Origin of the sequence: Rhodococcus sp. NPDC058532, from assembly GCF_042719255.1 — a bacterium.
In the GTDB taxonomy this organism is placed as follows: Bacteria; Actinomycetota; Actinomycetes; order Mycobacteriales; family Mycobacteriaceae; genus Rhodococcus_G.
The window spans coordinates 245,199-262,669 of sequence record NZ_JBHXNU010000001.1 but is presented as its reverse complement, the minus strand read 5'-3'; the positions used below and the strand labels follow the sequence as shown (position 1 = coordinate 262,669).

Annotated in this window: 19 protein-coding genes and 1 riboswitch; of the genes, 9 read left to right on the top strand and 10 right to left on the bottom strand. The window is 71.5% G+C overall.

Annotated features, from left to right (window positions below):
- The first annotated feature begins 8 nt into the window (after positions 1-8).
- On the top strand, positions 9-881 hold the full coding sequence (locus tag ACFWQG_RS01205) for a siderophore-interacting protein (protein ID WP_378505740.1): 873 nt from the start codon (positions 9-11) through the stop codon (positions 879-881).
- Positions 882-885: 4 nt separating this feature from the next.
- On the opposite strand, the gene panD is transcribed toward ACFWQG_RS01205, so the two are convergent.
- Positions 886-1,293 (bottom strand): aspartate 1-decarboxylase, encoded by a 408-nt coding sequence (gene panD / locus ACFWQG_RS01200; protein ID WP_378505739.1) that lies wholly within the window; start codon positions 1,291-1,293, stop codon positions 886-888.
- Positions 1,294-1,368: 75 nt separating this feature from the next.
- Here panD and ACFWQG_RS01195 point away from each other — a divergent pair, with 75 nt between their 5' ends.
- On the top strand, positions 1,369-2,514 hold the full coding sequence (locus ACFWQG_RS01195; protein ID WP_378505738.1) for an isochorismate synthase MenF: 1,146 nt from the start codon (positions 1,369-1,371) through the stop codon (positions 2,512-2,514).
- Between the two features lie 16 nt (positions 2,515-2,530).
- Here the strand turns inward: ACFWQG_RS01195 and ACFWQG_RS01190 are convergent, their stop codons facing one another.
- Together ACFWQG_RS01190 and ACFWQG_RS01185 are read right to left on the bottom strand one after the other, a co-directional pair.
- Positions 2,531-3,211: an isochorismatase family protein gene (locus ACFWQG_RS01190; RefSeq protein WP_378505737.1), complete on the bottom strand. Its 681-nt coding sequence runs from the start codon at positions 3,209-3,211 to the stop codon at positions 2,531-2,533.
- 45 nt (positions 3,212-3,256) lie between these two features.
- Positions 3,257-4,033 carry an SDR family oxidoreductase gene (locus ACFWQG_RS01185; RefSeq protein ID WP_378505736.1) on the bottom strand — a complete coding sequence of 259 codons (777 nt, stop codon included), beginning with the start codon at positions 4,031-4,033 and terminating at the stop codon, positions 3,257-3,259.
- A 63-nt stretch (positions 4,034-4,096) separates the two neighbouring features.
- Here ACFWQG_RS01185 and ACFWQG_RS01180 point away from each other — a divergent pair, with 63 nt between their 5' ends.
- A complete protein-coding gene (locus ACFWQG_RS01180; protein WP_378505735.1) occupies positions 4,097-5,740 on the top strand; it encodes a (2,3-dihydroxybenzoyl)adenylate synthase in 1,644 nt (547 codons plus the stop codon).
- Positions 5,741-5,749: 9 nt separating this feature from the next.
- Here the strand turns inward: ACFWQG_RS01180 and ACFWQG_RS01175 are convergent, their stop codons facing one another.
- Together ACFWQG_RS01175 and ACFWQG_RS01170 are read right to left on the bottom strand one after the other, a co-directional pair.
- Complete coding sequence (locus ACFWQG_RS01175; protein ID WP_378505734.1) at positions 5,750-6,205, bottom strand: hypothetical protein; 456 nt, start codon at positions 6,203-6,205, stop codon at positions 5,750-5,752.
- A 110-nt stretch (positions 6,206-6,315) separates the two neighbouring features.
- Positions 6,316-7,626, bottom strand: a complete 1,311-nt coding sequence (locus ACFWQG_RS01170) for a PhoH family protein (RefSeq protein WP_378505733.1) — start codon at positions 7,624-7,626, stop codon at positions 6,316-6,318.
- Between the two features lie 278 nt (positions 7,627-7,904).
- On the opposite strand from ACFWQG_RS01170, the gene ACFWQG_RS01165 reads away from it, so the two are divergent.
- Positions 7,905-8,201, top strand: coding sequence for an ArsR/SmtB family transcription factor (locus ACFWQG_RS01165; protein ID WP_378505732.1), 297 nt, complete (start codon positions 7,905-7,907; stop codon positions 8,199-8,201).
- Positions 8,201-8,587: a VOC family protein gene (locus ACFWQG_RS01160; protein WP_378506035.1), complete on the top strand. Its 387-nt coding sequence runs from the start codon at positions 8,201-8,203 to the stop codon at positions 8,585-8,587. The genes ACFWQG_RS01165 and ACFWQG_RS01160 overlap by 1 nt, the downstream gene beginning before the upstream one ends.
- Positions 8,588-8,646: 59 nt before the next feature.
- Here the strand turns inward: ACFWQG_RS01160 and glyA are convergent, their stop codons facing one another.
- From glyA to ACFWQG_RS01145, 3 genes are all read right to left on the bottom strand, one after another.
- Positions 8,647-9,960: a serine hydroxymethyltransferase gene (glyA, locus tag ACFWQG_RS01155; protein WP_378505731.1), complete on the bottom strand. Its 1,314-nt coding sequence runs from the start codon at positions 9,958-9,960 to the stop codon at positions 8,647-8,649.
- Positions 9,961-10,083: 123 nt separating this feature from the next.
- Positions 10,084-10,368 (bottom strand): hypothetical protein, encoded by a 285-nt coding sequence (locus tag ACFWQG_RS01150; protein WP_378505730.1) that lies wholly within the window; start codon positions 10,366-10,368, stop codon positions 10,084-10,086.
- A 37-nt stretch (positions 10,369-10,405) separates the two neighbouring features.
- A riboswitch (SAM riboswitch) is annotated at positions 10,406-10,515 on the bottom strand.
- A gap of 25 nt (positions 10,516-10,540) precedes the next feature.
- Positions 10,541-11,797: a DUF885 domain-containing protein gene (locus tag ACFWQG_RS01145; RefSeq protein WP_378505729.1), complete on the bottom strand. Its 1,257-nt coding sequence runs from the start codon at positions 11,795-11,797 to the stop codon at positions 10,541-10,543.
- A gap of 106 nt (positions 11,798-11,903) precedes the next feature.
- On the opposite strand from ACFWQG_RS01145, the gene coaA reads away from it, so the two are divergent.
- Positions 11,904-12,836, top strand: coding sequence for a type I pantothenate kinase (coaA, locus tag ACFWQG_RS01140; protein ID WP_378505728.1), 933 nt, complete (start codon positions 11,904-11,906; stop codon positions 12,834-12,836).
- 1 nt (position 12,837) lies between these two features.
- Here coaA and ACFWQG_RS01135 read toward each other — a convergent pair whose 3' ends face one another.
- Entirely contained in the window at positions 12,838-13,605 is a 768-nt protein-coding gene (locus ACFWQG_RS01135; RefSeq protein WP_378505727.1) for an isoprenyl transferase, read from the bottom strand.
- 213 nt (positions 13,606-13,818) lie between these two features.
- Here ACFWQG_RS01135 and ACFWQG_RS01130 point away from each other — a divergent pair, with 213 nt between their 5' ends.
- Entirely contained in the window at positions 13,819-14,484 is a 666-nt protein-coding gene (locus tag ACFWQG_RS01130) for a hemolysin III family protein (protein WP_378505726.1), read from the top strand.
- Positions 14,485-14,494: 10 nt separating this feature from the next.
- On the opposite strand, the gene ACFWQG_RS01125 is transcribed toward ACFWQG_RS01130, so the two are convergent.
- Positions 14,495-15,238 (bottom strand): ESX secretion-associated protein EspG, encoded by a 744-nt coding sequence (locus ACFWQG_RS01125; protein WP_378505725.1) that lies wholly within the window; start codon positions 15,236-15,238, stop codon positions 14,495-14,497.
- Positions 15,239-15,370: 132 nt separating this feature from the next.
- Between ACFWQG_RS01125 and ACFWQG_RS01120 the strand changes: the two genes are divergently transcribed.
- Together ACFWQG_RS01120 and ACFWQG_RS01115 are read left to right on the top strand one after the other, a co-directional pair.
- Positions 15,371-16,804: a wax ester/triacylglycerol synthase family O-acyltransferase gene (locus ACFWQG_RS01120; protein ID WP_378505724.1), complete on the top strand. Its 1,434-nt coding sequence runs from the start codon at positions 15,371-15,373 to the stop codon at positions 16,802-16,804.
- A 169-nt stretch (positions 16,805-16,973) separates the two neighbouring features.
- Entirely contained in the window at positions 16,974-17,099 is a 126-nt protein-coding gene (locus ACFWQG_RS01115; protein ID WP_378505723.1) for a hypothetical protein, read from the top strand.
- Positions 17,100-17,471: the final 372 nt, after the last annotated feature.

The following is a 17,471-nucleotide window of genomic DNA, read 5'->3' as shown; positions in this document are numbered from 1 at the left end:
CCCAGCGCATGCCGGTGACCACCCCGTCCAGGCGGCTCGACCTGCCGATCGTGCTGCGGGAGTTGCGGGTCATCCGCACCACCGAGGTAACCCCACGGATGCGCCGGATTACCGTCGGCGGCGAGCAGCTCGAGGCGTTCCGGTCCGGAAAGTACGAGGTCACCGCGTTCCGCACCGAGGGAGCCGACGACTACGTGAAGGTCTTTCTTCCCGAGGAGGGCGAGAGCGCGCCGGTGCTGCCGGAGCAGCACGACGGCCACCTGCACTGGCCCCGCAAGCCCGCGCCGGTCGCCAGGGCATACACGGTGCGCCGGTTCGATCCGGCCACCGGCGAACTCGACCTCGACTTCGTGGTGCACGGCCACGGCGTGGCGGGCAACTGGGCGCGCGACGCCCGGCCGGGTGATGTGCTGCACCTGGCAGGCCCGAAGGTGTCGACGATTCCGCCGGTCGGCGCGGACTGGTGGCTGCTGGCGGGCGACGAGACCGCGCTGCCGGCGATCGGACGCTACGTGGACACCCATGACGATCCGGCCGCCCTGCACGCGGTGGTCCTCGTGGACGGATCCGCCGAGGAACAGGCCGACCTGGCCGGGGTCACCTGGGTGCACCGCCGTCCGGGGGTCCCGGATGCGACGCTGCTGGCGGACGAGGTGCGACGCCTCGCCCCGACCGCAGGCGACGGCTGGATGTGGATCGCGGGCGAGGCCGCGATTGTGCGCGAACTGCGTTCAGTGGCAAAGGAACTCGGGATCCCGCGGGACCTGCTCGACGCGTCCGGCTACTGGCGGCTGCCCGCGACGGGCGCGCTGGCGAGGGTGCGGGCGCTGCGGGACCAGGCCGTCGAGTCGCTGGATCACCGACGTCGCGATCACGCCTAACGGGTCAGCGGGTGGCCAGCTGGTCCTCCGCGCCGGGCACCGGCTCGGCCGGGTCGGAGCCCAGCTGCACGATCGCGTTGGCGCGGTCCACGTGGACGACGCGGGGCACCAGGTCGGCGGCCTCGCGATCGTCGACCTGCCGGTAGGCCATGATGATCACCAGATCACCGGGCGAGATCAGGTGCGCGGCAGCACCGTTGATGCCGATCACGCCGGAACCGCGGGCGCCCGCGATCGCGTAGGTCTCGAGGCGGGCACCGTTGTCGATGTCGACGATGTGCACCTGCTCGCCCTCGAGCACGTCGGCGGCGTCCATCAGGTCCTCGTCGATGGTGACCGATCCGACGTAGTGCAGGTCGGCCTGGGTGACGGTGGCGCGGTGGATCTTCCCGGAGAGCATGATGCGGTTCACGTCCGATAGGTTAGCCTAAGCGAAGTACAGTGCGACAGGGGTTGGTGGTGGACGCCGACCAGCGAGGAACGACAGATGACAACCGCCACGGCTGCGAACCAGGCCACGTCGACCGACGAACCCGATCCGGCCCGACCGCATTTCGTCCTGTCCCGCCCGCACGGGACGGTCCTCGCGTACGGGGTCGACGACACCCTCACCGACCCCGGCGACGCGATCGCCCTCCTGCGCGCGGGCACCGCCCCGGCGATCGTCGGGGCACTGCCCTTCGACGTCCGGGAGCCCGCCGCGCTGACCGTGCCGCACCGGCTCGACGTCACCGACGGTCCGCTGCCGGTGCAGCGGCACCGTGCCGCGCCGCGGGACGTCGCGATCGCCCGCAGCCTCCCCTCCCCCGCCGAGCACGCCCGCCGGGTTGCCGACGCGATCGCGGCGCTGCGCAGCTCCACCCTCCGCAAGGTCGTGCTCGCCCGCGCCGTCGAGTTGATCGCAGGAACCACGGTCGAGCACGAGGCCGTCCTCGACCGCCTGGTCGCGGCGGACCCCGCGGGAAACGGGTTCTCGGTGGACCTGTCCGCTGCCGGTCCCGGCCATTGCGGTGTGCGGCTGGTCGGATCCAGCCCGGAGGTCCTGATCCGCAGGCGGGGCGACACGGTGACCTGCCACCCGCTCGCCGGATCCGCGCCGCGCCACCACGACCCGGAGACCGACGCCGCCCGCGGACGCGCGCTGGCCGCGTCCGCGAAGGACCTCGCCGAACACGCCTACGTGATCGCCTCACTCCGGGACGCGCTGGCACCGCTGTGCACCGACATCGACGCCCCCGACGCCCCGATCCTGACCACGACACCGCACCTCTGGCATCTGGGCACCCCCATCCGGGCGACCCTGCGCGACCGGTCGATCGGTGCGCTGGACCTGGCCCTCGCGGTGCACCCCACCCCGGCCGTGTGCGGCACCCCGACCGCCGAGGCGATGCGCACGATTCTCGAGGTCGAGGGTGGCCGCGGCTTCTACGCGGGCGCGGTCGGCTGGTCCGACGCCTCCGGCGACGGCGAATGGATGGTGACCATCCGCTGCGCGCAGATCGCCGCCGACGGAAGGACCGTCATCGCCCATGCGGGCGGTGGCATCGTCGAGGGCTCCGACCCCGCCGACGAACTCGACGAAACCACAACCAAATTCGGCACCATCATGGCCGCGCTCGGGGTCACCCGCTGACGCAGGCCCGCACCGCTCATGCGGTGGTCGAGGCCCGCTCCTCGGGGTCGCGCACCGCGGTCGTCGCGTCGATCGCGGACACCACCTCCGCGGTGGTCGGCACCCGGCCCGCGCGCTTGGCCACGTACTCGAGCGCCATCAGATGCTCGTCGCGGGTGAAGTCGGCCGTGGCATCCACCACCAGGAACGGGGCGACATCACTCATGAACGCCTCGGTGGCGCTGAGCATGCACCCCATGTGCGCGTATACCCCGGTCACGATCAGCTGGTCGCGCCCGAAGTGCCCGAGCAGCTGCCGCAGGTCGGTGCGCTGGAACGCCGAATACCGCCACTTGGTGACCTGGATGTCGGACGCGCGGGGCGCCAGCTCGTCGATCACCTCGGTGTCGCGGCCGGTGGCCATCCCGACCCCCCAGAAGTCGGCGAGGATGCCGCGCCGGGACGGATGCTGGTCGCCCGGCTGCATCGTGTAGATCACCGGGATCCCGGCCCTGGCGCACGCGTCCCGGATCGCGGCGATGTTCGCGACCACCGACGTGATCGGTTCGGTGCCCGGCTCGTAGGCGTCGATGAAGTACCGCTGCATGTCGTGCACCAGCAGCGCGCAGCGTGACGAGTCCAGCGCCCAGTCCACCCGGTCGGCGGGCACCTCGGCGCGGCTCGGCAGTGCGTACGGCGCGATCGGCGGGATGGCCATCCGGTTGCTCCTCGGGGTCGTCGGTGTGCGTTGGGATTACAGGTGTCACATGTCGAGGGTTGCGCCGCCGTCGACCCGCAGGTCGTGCAGCGTGATGTGCCGGGCCGCGTCCGAGCAGAGGAACAGCGCGGTGCGCGCGATGTCGTCCGGGTGCGCGATCCGGCCGAGCGGGATGCCGAGCCGGAAGGCCGATGCGTCGCCGGCGATCACGGACGCGGACTCGTCGCTCCCCGCCGCCCACATGCCGCGCAGCATCGGCGTGTCGGTGGACCCGGGCGAGATGACGTTGCACCGGATCCCGTGCGGGGCCAGCTCGAGCCCGAGGCTGCGCAGGTAGGCGGTGGCCGCGGCCTTGGATGCGCCGTAGGCGGCCATCGCGGCACGCGGGGTGGCCGCCGCATTGGAGGACACCCCGACGATGACGCCCGGGTCGGCGCCTGCGGCGACGGCGGCGACGAACCGCCGGGCTGCCTCGCCAGCCACGTTGCGGGTGCCGGTCGCGTTGACCGCCATGCAGGTGTCCCAGTCGCCGCCGCGGTCCAGTCCGGAGCCGGTACGCAGCACGCCCGCGGCGTGGACGAGGATGGAGACCGGACCGACCGCTTCCTCGGTGGCGGTGAATCCGGCGGCGACCGCGTCGGCGTCGGTGACATCGACGGCGAGGGTCCCGCCCGCGCGCAGGTCGGCCCCGGCAACGCCCGCGGTGTCCCACCGGGCGACCGTCGCGCCCGCCTCCTCGAAGATCCGGGCGACGGCGGCACCGATGCCGCCCGCGGCGCCGGTCACCAGCACGGACCGTCCGGCCACTCCCTCCACTGCCATGAGCCTAGGCTATCCTAATGCCCGTTGCCTCGTGCCGACGAGTCACCGAGAGGGGAGTGTGCAGTGGTGTCGACGACCTCGCCCGGTCCGGTCGAGTTCACCCCGTGGCCCGCGCCGGACGCCACCCGCTTCCGCGCCGAGGGACTCTGGGCCGGAAGGACATTCGACCAGGTGCTCCGGGAGTCCGCCGCGGCCCGTCCGGACTCCCCCGCGGTGGTCGACGCCGACACCCGCTGGACCTACCGGGAGCTCGACGCGCGGGTCGACGGCCTCGCCGCGGGTCTCGCCGATCTCGGTGTCGCGCCGCGCGAGCGGGTGCTCGTCCAGCTGCCGAACCGCGCCGAGTACGTCGCGACCGTGTTCGCGCTCTTCCGGATCGGTGCGCTGCCGGTGTTCTGCCTCCCCGCGCACCGGTCCGCGGAGCTGACCGCGCTCGCCGCGGCGTCCGGGGCAGTGGCGATCGTCGTCGCCCACCACCACGACGGCTTCGATCACGCCGCACTGGCCGTCGAGGTCGCGGCGGGCTCGGCCGCGCTGCGCACCATCGTCTGCATTCCCGATCCGGGCGCCGCCGCACCGGAGGGCACCGTCGACTTCGGCGAGACCCGCGGCGCGCCGCGCACGTTCCCCCCCGCCGATCCGGGGGCGGTCGCGTTCCTGCAGCTGTCCGGCGGCAGCACGGGCGTCCCCAAGCTGATCCCCCGCACCCACGACGACTACCTCTACAGCGTGGTCCGCAGCAACGAGCTCTGCGGCGTCACCGCAAACACCGTCTACATGGCGACTCTCCCTGTGGCACACAACTTTCCGATGAGCTCCCCCGGCATCCTCGGCGCCATCGCCGCGGGCGGGACGATCGCGCTCACCCCGTCACCGAGCCCGTCCGCCGCGTTCGCGATGATCGCCCGTGCTGGCGTGACGATGACCGGGCTGGTGCCGCCGCTGGCCCGGCTGTGGGTCGAGACCGCCGAGCGCGGGCATCCGCACGACATCGCCACCCTGAGCACGGTCCAGGTCGGCGGGGCGCGCTGCCCGGACGAGCTGGCCGCCCGGATCGGTCCCGCCCTCGGCGCCCGACTCCAGCAGGTGTTCGGCATGGCGGAGGGCCTGGTCTGCTACACCCGGCTCGACGACCCCGACGACGTCGTGACCACCACCCAGGGCAGGCCGATGTCGCCGTTCGACCGGATCCGGGTCGTCGACGACAACGACGAGGACGTCCCGCCGGGCACCGAGGGCGCCCTCCTGACCCAGGGCCCCTACACGATTCGCGGCTACTACCGCAACGCCGACGCAAACGCGCGGTCGTTCACCCCGGACGGCTGGTATCGCACCGGCGACGTCGTCCGGGTCGACCCCGGAGGCAACATCACCGTGTGCGGTCGCGCGGTGGACCGGATCAACCGCGGCGGCGAGAAGGTGTCCGCCGAGGAGGTCGAGGAGCATCTGCTCGCGCACCCCGCGGTGCGGGACGTGGTCGTGGTCGCGATCCCCGACGAGTATCTCGGCGAACGCACCTGCGCGTTCGTCCTCGCCGCCGACCCGGTGAACCCGCCGACGACCGGCCAGATCCGTGCGTTCGTGCGCGAACGCGGCCTCGCGGCGTGGAAGATCCCGGACCGGGTGCGGGTGCTCGACGCATTCCCGGAGACCGGGGTCGGCAAGACCAGCCGCAAGGAGCTGCGGCGCGTCCTCGGCGCCCGCTGAGCGGGTCGGTCAGGCCCCGATCGCGATCACCGCGCCCGGCTGCAGCCACCGGGTCAGCCACTGCAGGGCGGTCGCGTCCACCGCGACCCGGCCAAGGGCGGGTTCTCCCGCGCCGTCCGGAACCCCGCCCGCCGCGGCCGTGCGGTAGGCCAGACCGCCGTCCGGGGACGGGGTTGCCCCTGCCTGCTCCTCGAGGCGGAACACCCCGCGCGCGGCGGCAAGGGCACCATCATCGGCGACCGTCGCGGGAAGGGACGGCGTGATGCGGTGCCACCCGACCGGCGAGCGCTGCCACGCCTCGAGTGTCGCGTGCGTGCCACCGGTTCCGTTGACCGCGATCACCTGGCTGGCTCCGCCGACCCGGTCCGCGAACCACGGGCCCTGCGCGGCCGCGAGCGGCGCCGCAACCAGGGCGAGTACCGTCGCCACCACGGTCGCGTAGATGACCCGCATCACAGTGCGCACACCACATCCTGACCAACGGGCACCGTGCCGTCAAACGCTGGAGGCGGCTCCGCCGCCTGTGAGTCCTTCTGGTCCCTGACGGGACCACAAGGACTCACAGGTGGAGCCGCTTAGGGGGTGGGGCCGAACTCCTCGAGCATCTCGGTGACCAGCGCCGCGATCGGCGACCGCTCGCTGCGGGTCAGCGTGATGTGCGCGAAAAGCGGATGCCCCTTGAGCTTTTCGATCACCGCGGCGACGCCGTCGTGCCGACCGACCCGCAGGTTGTCGCGCTGGGCGACATCGTGGGTAAGGACAACCCTGGATCCGCTGCCAAGCCGGGACAGCACCGTCAACAGCACGTTCCGTTCGAGCGACTGAGCCTCGTCGACGATGACGAACGAATCGTGCAGCGAGCGGCCGCGAATGTGCGTCAGCGGCAGCACCTCCAGCATGCCGCGGGCGATGACCTCCTCCATCACCTCGGGGCCAGCGAGCCCGTCGAGGGTGTCGAAGACGGCCTGCGCCCACGGCCCCATCTTCTCGCTCTCGCTGCCCGGCAGGTAGCCGAGGTCCTGCCCGCCGACCGCGTACAGCGGCCGGAACACCACCACCTTGCGGTGGCTGCGCCGTTCGAGCACCGCCTCGAGCCCGGCGGTGAGGGCGAGCGCCGACTTGCCGGTGCCCGCCTTGCCGCCGAGGGACACGATGCCGACGCTCTCGTCGAGCAGCAGGTCGAGGGCGATGCGCTGTTCCGCGGACCGGCCGTGCAGGCCGAACGCCTCCCGCTCCCCCCGCACCAGCTGCACCCGCTTGTCGGGGGTGACCCGCCCCAACGCGCTGGACCGGGTGCCGAGCAGCCGGATCCCGGTGTGGCACGGCAGCTCCCGCGCCTCGTCGAGCTCGACGACACCGTCGGCGAACAGCTCGTCGATCCGCTCGGAGGCGACGTCGAGTTCCGTCATCCCGGTCCACCCGGACGGCACCACGTCGTGGGCGTGGTACTCGTCCGCGGGGAGCCCGACGGCGCCCGCCCTGACCCGCAGCGGGATGTCCTTGCTGACCAGTGTCACGTCCCGCCCCTCGGCCGCGAGATTCAGCGCGCACGCCAGGATCCGAGAGTCGTTCGAGTCGGTGCGGAAGCCGACCGGCAGCACCGACGGGTCGGTGTGGTTGAGCTCCACCTGCAGGGTGCCGCCGTCGGTGCCGATCGGGACGGGTTGGTCGAGTCGGCCGTGCTCGATCCGAAGGTCGTCGAGCAACCGAAGTGCTTCGCGTGCAAACCATCCCAGCTCGTGGTGGTGTCGCTTCCCTTCCAGTTCACTGATCACCACCAGCGGCAGGATCACGTCGTGCTCGGCGAACCGGGCGACCGCCCAGGGATCGGAGAGCAGGACCGAGGTGTCGAGAACGTAGGTGCGGACGGAGCGGTTTGCGGTCACGGTGGCTCCTACGCCGACGCGGCGCCCGCGCAGGCGGCGGTTCGCTGGGCCGGTGGGTCCGCGCGAGGCCCGAGCCCCGCAGGGACCGGGCGCCGGTCCCCTCGCACCGAACAAGTCAGTCACGACTCGAACCTCCCGGACGGGCGACTTCCCCTGTCACCCGTTGATCCGAACGCTACGTCCACCGCGGGCGCCGCACCGTGAGCAACACGGTGAACGTTGCGTTAAGGCGGGGCCGACGCTTGATAGGCAAGTGCCGACTTGCATATACTTGGCTCGTGGACGCAGAACCCGACCTATTCAAGGCGATCAGCGACGCGACGCGACGCACCATCCTGGATGAGCTGATCGACCGCGACGGGCAGACCCTGTTCGAGATCTGCGGCAGGCTCACGATGAAACACGGCCTCACCTCATCCCGTCAGGCGGTCTCGCAGCACCTCGCGGTCCTCGAACAGTCGGGCCTGGTGCACACCCGGCGTCAGGGCCGATACAAGTTCCACCACATCGACACCGGTCCGCTCCGCGCAATCGTCGAACGGTGGCCCATCAACCGAGAGGAACCGACCCCGTGATCCGCATCAACATCACCAGCGTGCTCGTGGACGACCAGGCCAAGGCGCTCGCGTTCTACACCGAGAAGCTCGGCTTCGTGAAGAAGACAGACGTGCCCACCGGCGACGCCCGCTGGCTCACCGTCGTCTCCCCCGCGAACCCGGACGGCACCGAGCTGCTGCTCGAACCGGCCGGGCACCCGGCGGCGCGCCCGTTCAGGGAGGCACTGGTCGCCGACGGCATCCCGTACACCCAGTTCGCCGTCGACGACGTATACGCCGAGGTCGAACGCCTCCGCGCACTCGGAGTCGAGTTCACCCAGGAGGCAACCGATTTCGGCCCGGTCGTGACGGCCGTTCTCGACGACACCTGCGGGAATCTGATCCAGCTCGCCACCATGAAATAGGCGCCGGAACACGACGACGGCCCACACCCCGCGGGGTGTGGGCCGTCGTCAATTGTCGCCTAGACGTTCTTGGAGAGCATGCCCCAGTCCTCGAGCCCGTCGTACAGCGGGAAGTCGAGGGCCAGCTTCGACACCCGCGCGCGCAGCGCGGGGACGTCGGCGTTCGTGCCGTTCGCCAGGGCGGTGGCGATGATGTCGGCGACCTCGGTGAACTCGGCGTCGCCGAAACCACGGGTGGCCAGCGCCGGCGTGCCGATGCGCAGGCCGGACGGGTTCATCGGCGGGCGCGGATCGAACGGAACGGCGTTGCGGTTCACGGTGATACCGATCTCGTGCAGCAGATCCTCGCCCTGCTGGCCGTCGAGCGCGGAGTTCCGCAGGTCCACCAGCACCAGGTGCACGTCGGTGCCGCCGGTGAGCACCGAGATGCCGTTGCCCGCGACGTCGGAACCTCCGAGACGCTCGGCGAGGATCTTCGCGCCAGCGAGGGTGCGCTCCTGACGGGCCTTGAACTCGTCGGTGCCCGCGATCTTCATCGCGACGGCCTTCGCGGCGACCGCGTGCATCAGCGGCCCGCCCTGCTGACCGGGGAACACCGCGGAGTTCAGCTTCTTCGCCCATTCCTGCTTGGCGAGGATCATGCCGGAGCGGGGACCGCCGAGGGTCTTGTGCACGGTGGTGGACACGACGTCGGCATGCGGCACCGGCGACGGGTGCAGGCCCGCGGCAACCAGACCAGCGAAGTGCGCCATGTCGACCCACAGCTTGGCGTCGATCTCGTCGGCGATCGCGCGGAACGCGGCGAAGTCGAGGTGCCGCGGGTAGGCGGACCAGCCCGCGATGAGCACCTGCGGACGCTCGGCGAGCGCGATCTCACGGACCTTGTCCATGTCGACGACGTGGGTGTCCTCACGGACCCCGTACGACGCGACCTGGTACAGCTTGCCGGAGAAGTTCAGCTTCATGCCGTGCGTGAGGTGACCGCCGTGCGCGAGATCCATGCCGAGCAGCTTCTCGCCCGGGTTCATCAGTGCCATCAGGACGGCGGCGTTGGCCTGCGCACCCGCGTGCGGCTGCACGTTCGCGAACTCGGCCCCGAAGACGGCCTTGGCGCGCTCGCGCGCCAGGTTCTCCACCACATCGACGTGCTCGCAGCCGCCGTAGTAGCGACGGCCCGGGTAGCCCTCGGCGTACTTGTTGGTCAGGACACTGCCCTGCGCCTGCAGCACCGCGCGGGGAACGAAGTTCTCCGACGCGATCATCTCCAGGGTGTCGCGCTGACGGGCCAGCTCACCGTTCATGGCCGCCGCGACCTCGGGGTCGAGTTCGGCGAGCGAAGCGTTGTTGACGTCGGTGCTGGGCACAGCGGTCATCGAGGGATCTCCAAGCGAAAGGCCGGGCAGGGGGCACCCTCATTCTAGGGCCAGGTCAGTGGCATCTCGCCGCGGGTGCGGAGGGCGCCGGGCCCGGGCGACCGGACCGGACGAATCCGCTGGTCACCGCGGCACCACCGGTGCGGGGGCGGCGAGCCCGAACAGCAGGCTGCGTCCGGGGCCTGCGGGCACCGCCAGCAGCTGCCTGCCGGGCCGCCACCGCGCGAAACCGCCCGTGGACCGCAGCGCGGCCCGCAACGGACGCGGATCGGGATGCGTGCGCACCGCCACCCCGTCCGGCCATTCGAGCCGGATCCGATCGTCGGACTGCACCAGGACCAGCACGTCGACGGCGGTGTCGTCGACGCCGTGCGGCGCGGCGGGGACGGCGGTGGGCAACTGGTTCATGGGGTACTCCCGAGTTCCTCGGGCCGCCCGGAATCCGGGGGCGCTCCTGCCTGCACCGGTCGGTGCGGGCCGCTTCGTCACCCGAGCCACCCGCGAGCGTGGGGTTGGCGGCCGTCCAGTCGGGGCTTGGCGACGGCACTCGTGAAGCTGCGACCAGTGTAGGCGACGCCGGTCAGCGCAGGGCGGACGGGATCAGCGGTTCGTCGAGCAGCCGCCCGAACCGGTCCGCGCGGTCGTCGGCGTCCACGGCCCGGTCCAGCCAGCCTCCGAGCAGCCGGTAGCCCTCGACGTAAGTGGAGGTGTAGGCCCGCCACAGCGGCGACGACAGGAAGCGCAGCGACTGCCGCGCCCGCTCCGGCGTGCTGAGGTTCCAGGTCTGCAGGAACCGCGCGACCTCGTCGTGGGAGCGGCCACGGTCGTGTAGCAGCAGCGCCGCGTCCTGCCGCACCCCGAGCAGCTTCGCGGACGCGGTCGACAGCGCCTCGGCGCGCTCGCCGTCGAACCGCAGTCCCAGGTCCGCATAAATCTGCTCCGCCCACCTCCCCCAGCCCTGTCCCCGGGTCGCTCCGCCGGCTCCGCTCCTGTCCCCCCGGGTCGCTCCGCCGGCTCCGCTCCTGTCCCCCACGATCGCACCCAGCGCATGGTCCGCCAGGCCCTCCGCCATCAGGCACTGCGGGGTGTTGACGAGGAAGAGGGTGTGCTCGACCTGCCCGGCATCGACCAGGCCCGCCTCCTTGCGGCAGTGCTCGGTGTGGTGACCCGGATACGCCTCGTGGGCGATCAGGTGCGGCAGATTCGCCATGTGCTGCTTGAGATCCGAGTTGATCGCCACCTTGGAGCGATAGTCGCCCAGGTAGTAGTTGAAGCCCGACCACGGCTTGTCGCCGACCACCTCGTACTCGACGCGTTCGGTCTCGGGCAGCGGGTAGCGGGCGCGCACCAGGTCCCGCAGCGCCGAGGAGAACGCGTCGACGCACTCGGCGAGCCGCTCCGGCGGGATCTCGTCGGCGGCGCGGTGCGCCTGCAGCCGCTCCGCGAGGGTGCCGCCGCCCGCGAGCACCTCGTCCATCGCCCGGTGCGCGTCCCGGTAGTCGTCGACATTGCCCTCCTCGATCCGAACGTCGAAGTAGGCGTGCACCTCGTCGACGAATCCGATCCGCTCGCCGGCGAACGTGCGCGCCGAGCACTCCAGGGCGCGCAGGTGCACGTCGAGGAATTCGGCGCGGTCGGCGGGCAGCTCGACACTGCGCAGCTCGGCGCGCAGCTGCGCCGCCCGGCGGGCCAGGTCCCGCGGCTCGGGCGCCGGGGCGTTCTCCACCTGGCGACGCAAGGCCGGGTCGCCGGTATACGCGTCGACGAATCCCTCCTCGATCCGGTCGAAACCGAGCCCGAGCAGCAGATATTCACGTACGAATGCGGCGGCGTCCATACCTGGGCAGCCTAGTGTCCGGACCCGGCGCGGCGCGCCGGTGTGTGGGCGCGCACAATTCCCCTATGCAGATCGAGGCTGTGCAGGACGAGGTCGGGACGCGCGCATGGCGAAGGTGAGCGAGAGCAGTCCGTACGTCGAGTTCGATCGCAAACAGTGGCGGACCCTGCGGAAGTCGACTCCGCTGGTGCTCACCGAGGAAGAACTTCAGGGCATGCGCGGCCTCGGCGAACAGATCGACCTCGACGAGGTCGCGGAGGTGTACCTGCCGCTCTCGCGTCTGATCCACCTGCAGGTCGCGGCCCGGCAGCGGCTGTTCGCCGCGACCGCGACGTTCCTCGGCGAGAAGCACCCGGACCGGCAGGTGCCGTTCGTGATCGGTGTCGCCGGGTCGGTCGCGGTCGGCAAGTCCACCACCGCCCGGGTGCTGCAGGCGCTGCTCGCCCGCTGGGACCACCATCCCCGGGTGGATCTGGTGACCACCGACGGGTTCCTGTATCCGACAGCGGAACTGACCCGGCGGGGCATCATGCACCGCAAGGGGTTCCCGGAGAGCTACGACCGCCGGAAGCTGCTGCGTTTCGTCACCGAGGTGAAGTCGGGCGCGGAAGAGGTTGCCGCACCGGTGTATTCACACCGACTGTACGACGTGGTGCCCGGCCAATATCACCTCATCCGGCAGCCCGACATCCTGATCCTGGAGGGGCTGAACGTCCTGCAGACCGGTCCCCGGCTGATGGTCTCGGACCTGTTCGACTTCTCGATCTACGTGGACGCGAAGGTCGAGGACATCGAACGCTGGTACATCAAACGGTTCCTGACCCTGCGGAAGACGGCGTTCGCGGATCCGAACGCGCACTTCCACCACTACTCGAATCTGTCCGACGAGCACGCGACCATCGCGGCGTCGGAGATCTGGAACTCGACGAACCGGCCGAACCTGGTGGAGAACATCCTGCCGACCCGTCCGCGGGCGACGCTGGTGCTGCGCAAGGACGCCGACCATTCGATCAACCGGCTGCGCCTGCGGAAGCTGTAGCTCAGGTTCCGAATCGCCGGTGCCGGGCCGCGTAATCCCGCAGTGCCCGGAGGAAGTCGACGCGACGGAACTCCGGCCAGTAGGCCTCGGTGAACCAGATCTCCGAGTAGGCGCTCTGCCACAGCAGGAAACCGGATAGCCGCTGCTCACCGGACGTGCGGATCACCAGGTCCGGGTCGGGCTGCCCGGAGGTGTACAGGTTGCCGCTGATGCCCTCGACGGTGATCGCCTCGACGAGGTCCGCGCCGGCGAGACCCTCCGCCTGCTTCCGGCGGACGAGGGACTGCACCGCGTCGGCGATCTCCTGCCGACCGCCGTAACCGACGGCGACGTTGACATGGGTGCCGGTGCGCCCCGCGGTGCGATCGGCCGCCTCCCGCAGCCTGCGAGCCGAGTCCTCGGGCAGCAGGTCCAGGGTGCCGACGATCTTGACGGACCAGTTCTGGTCGGGGCCGGAGATCTCCTCGACGACGTCGGTGATGATCTCGATCAGGGTGTCGAGTTCCTCCGGGTCGCGGCGCAGATTCTCGGTGGAGAGCAGGTAGATCGTGGCCATCTCGATGCCCGCCTCGTCGCACCAGCGGAGCAGTTCGGCGATCTTGAGGGCACCCATCCGGTGTCCGTGCGCGACATCGGTGAAGCCGTTCTCCCGTGCCCACCTCCGGTTGCCGTCGCACATGACGGCGACATGCCTCGGCCGCTGCACACCACCGAGCTGCCGGGCAAGACGGCGCTCGTAGAGGCTGTACAGCAGGTTCGAGACCTTCACCTGGACATCACCAGCGTCTTCTCCGCCAAGTTCCCGAGCACCACGAGAGGCCACATTACGCCGGGCCGGGTCGGCGTCCGCGGGCACCGGTTGTCCGGCGGGACGTGACCGCCGTCGCACCCCGGTCGCGCGGGCGTCCGGCCGGGGTACAGTCGCCCCGCAACCTAACCTACGGTTCCGTAGGTTAGGTGTCCGCCGACCCGGGGAGCACCCATGACCGTCCTCGACCACACCACCGCACCGGCGAAGCCGCGGCTGCGCGGGTGGATCCACGCGTGGGCGTTCGGGGTGGCGGTCGCCGCTGGCGCCGTGCTGGTTGCCGCCGCCGCAACGGCGTCCGCGACGGCAGCGGCCGCGACGACGGTGTACGCGGTGACGGTCTGCGGCCTGTTCGGCGTCAGCGCCGTCTACCACCGGGTGCATTGGCCGACGGTCCGCGCGCGCACCCGGATGAAGCGGGCCGACCACTCGATGATCTTCGTGTTCATCGCGGGCAGCTACACCCCGTTCGCGCTGCTCGCCCTCCCCCCGGCCACCGGCCGCCCCCTGCTGGCGGTGGTGTGGTCGGGCGCGGCGGCCGGGGTGGCGCTGAAGATGTTGTGGCCCACCGCGCCCCGCTGGGTCGGGGTGCCGCTCTACCTGCTGTTGGGGTGGGCGATCGTGCCGGTCGCCGACGATCTGGTCCGGCAGGTCGGGTGGCTGCCGCTGGTGTTGCTTGCCGTCGGCGGCGTGCTCTACAGCGTCGGCGCGGTCCTCTACGCGACGCGGTGGCCGAATCCGTGGCCCGCGACCTTCGGCCACCACGAGTTCTTCCACGCCGGAACGGTTGTTGCCGCCCTGTGCCACTACGTGGCGGTGTGGCTGGTGGTGTTCCCCTGATCGCGGCGAGTCACCCGACGGCGGCGATCAGCGCCCGCAACTGCGCCGCCAGCTCCGCCTCCGACACCGGCAGCACCTCGGCGGCGTCCGATCCGCGGACCAGGTAGCGACCGTCGGGGTGGTCCATCCAGTGCACGACGGCACCATCCGGGCTGGGCCGCCAGTCCACCGCGGGTCCGGGGTGGACGCCGATCTCCCCGATCCCGGTCCGCGGTAGCCCGAGGAACGCCGCCAGCGCCGCCTCCCGGTCGCCGATCGGGCGAAGCACCGCTCCTGGCGCGGGCACCCGCCGACGCCCGGTGACCCCGCCCCCGGTTCCTCGGGGCGCGGCGGGAAGCGCACCGGCGATCGCTGCCGGGACCGCCCGGTCCGGCAGCAGCGAGATCCGCACCGCGTCGGTGCCGGGCGCCTGCGCGGCGAGGGCCCCGACCCCGCCCCGGATGCCCGCGTGCAGCCGGGTCACCGACCCGAGCCGGACGCCGTGGAATCCGCACACCTCCACCCGCACGGCCGGGTCCAGCAGGATCGTCAGCGCCTCATGGAGGTCCTCGTCGAGCACGGCCCGCATCCGCGCCGCCGCGGCCCGGCGATCGCGGCGGTGCCGGTCCGCGGTGTCCGCGCTTCCGCGACACCGCAGCGGATACGGCAACCGGTCCCGGCCATGCAGCCGCCACAGGATGTCGAACTCCACTGCGGCAACCTGCCATTGAGCCGTTGTCGCGCCGATCATGCCGCGCACGGACACCCCCTCCACGAACGATCCATTCCCCCTACCCAGACGCGACCCGCGGCCGTTCGGTTCCGCCGTCCGGCATTCCCCTTTTCGCGCCGCGGTCAGCGGTCCGGGATCTACCCTTGCCGGACCGGGAACCGGAAGGGGAGCACTGTGACCGTTCTACGTGGGGGGCCCGCGCCCGCGCGCCTGGCCCCGCAGGACGCCGAGTACTACTACAACGAGAGCGAGCGGCACCGCTCGAACGTCGTGGCGGTGTACCTGTTCGACGCGACCGGCGGCGATGACCCCGACCGGCCCGCGGTGACCGGGTGGATGCGCGAGCGCCTCGGTCAGGCCCGGATGTTCACCCACCGGATCCGCCGGGTACCACTGGATCTCGACCTGCCGAGCTGGGAGCCGGACCCGCGCCTCGACCTCGACCGGCACGTGCACCTCGAGGCCGTCGACGGACCGGGCTGGGAGCCGGTGCGGCGCCGCGTCTCCGGCATCGTCGCCGAGCCGATCGACCTGACGCGGCCGCCGTGGCAGTTGCACGTGCTCACCGGGGTCACCGGCGTCGACGCCTCGCCGGACCGGATGACCGCGGTGGTGCTCAAGTTCCACCACAGCGCGGGCGACGGCATCGCCACCCGGGACCTCGGACGCCGCCTGTTCGGTGCCGCCCCGGACCGGCTGCCCGAGCCGGTGCGGGCACCGCATCCGCTCGTCGAGTTCGCGGTGGCCGGCGCCACCCTGCCGCTGCGGCTGACGCGGTTCGGCCTCGGTCTGCGCGCCACCGGCGACGCCGACCGCCGGGCCCGCGAGGTGTCCGCCGCGGGCGAGTTCGTCACCCCACCCGCGACCCGCCCGCGGTGCCGGTTCAACGGCGCCCTAGCCGCCGAGCCGACGTTCGACCATGTGCGGCTGCCGAGGGAGGCGATCGACACCGTGCGCGCCGCGGTGCCCGGCGTCACCGTCAACGACGTGCTGCTCGCCACCGTCGCGGGCGCGCTGCGCGGCTACCTCGACGGGCACGGCGAGACCCCGACCGGGTCACTCGCCGCGATGGTGCCGATGTCGTTGCGCGGCACCGGAACCGGAGCGGGCGCGGACACCGACGGCCCGCGGGCCACCCACGTCGGCCTGCTGTCGGTGGACCTGCATACCGACGTCGCGGACCCGGTCGAGCGGCTGCGCGCGATCGCGTCCTCCGCCCGCGCCGAGAAGACCCGGCACGGCAACGAGCACGTCCGGCGGGCGGCACGCCGCATCGAGACCTCGCCCGCCTGGCTGCTGCGGCTGACCGGCTACGCCCGCCGACTGCAGCAGCACACCGGGGAGACGGTGTCCGGGTACAACACGATGGTGAGCAATGTGCCGTGGGCGGGCACCGACCTTGCCTTCGCGGGGGCGCCGGTGGTGCGCATCCTCGGCGTGCTCGGCGTCGTCGACGGATCCGGGCTGCGTCACCTGATCGTGTCCTCGGAGCCGAGTGCGGTGGACCTGACCTTCAGCACCGACACCGCGATGATGCCCGACCCACAGGAGTACAAACGCCTGCTCACGGCGGCATTGGGCGAGCTGGCGGCGGCCGCGGCGGAATAATTCGGACGAAACACCCCTACGAATAGTGTGTTTTTCCTTACATTGCATACAGACAGTTGTTACCGTGCCGATGTTGCGAACCGACCGGTCGTAACGAATGAGCGGAGCACGAGCCTGTGTCCTGCAGACCCGGCACCGCCGCCCGAAGTTCAACGCTTAGGAGGCACACGTGGGTTCACTCGAAGGCGTCATCGGTGCAATCATCCCCGGACTCGGCTCGGTCATCGCGGCCGATGGCCTGTTCGAGCTGTTCATGGGGTCCGCCGAGGGCAGCGTCGGCGCCCCGCCGGCGTAGTTCTCAGCGCTGCGGCCACCACTCGCGCGCCGCACCGCGAACGTCACCCCACTCTTTCACCCGTGCGCGGCGCGCGCCGTGCACGTTCACACCTGAGGAGCACACATGGGATCGGTCACCGACACTCTGGGCACCCTGATCGGCAGCGCCAACGACAACGGCAGCCGGCTCGTCAACGCGCTGATCGCGCTGAGCGGCGGCACCCCCGCCGCCAAGTAGACGGCACTTCGGTGGGGGGGCGGGCGGGGGGGGCGGGGGGGCCGAACCACCCCCCCCCCCCCCCCCCCACAACGACCCGTCCAAGGGAGACAGTGGGAACCCCCCCCCCCCCCCCCTGTCCCCTTGGGGTCTCCCCCCCCCTCCGGCCCTTTC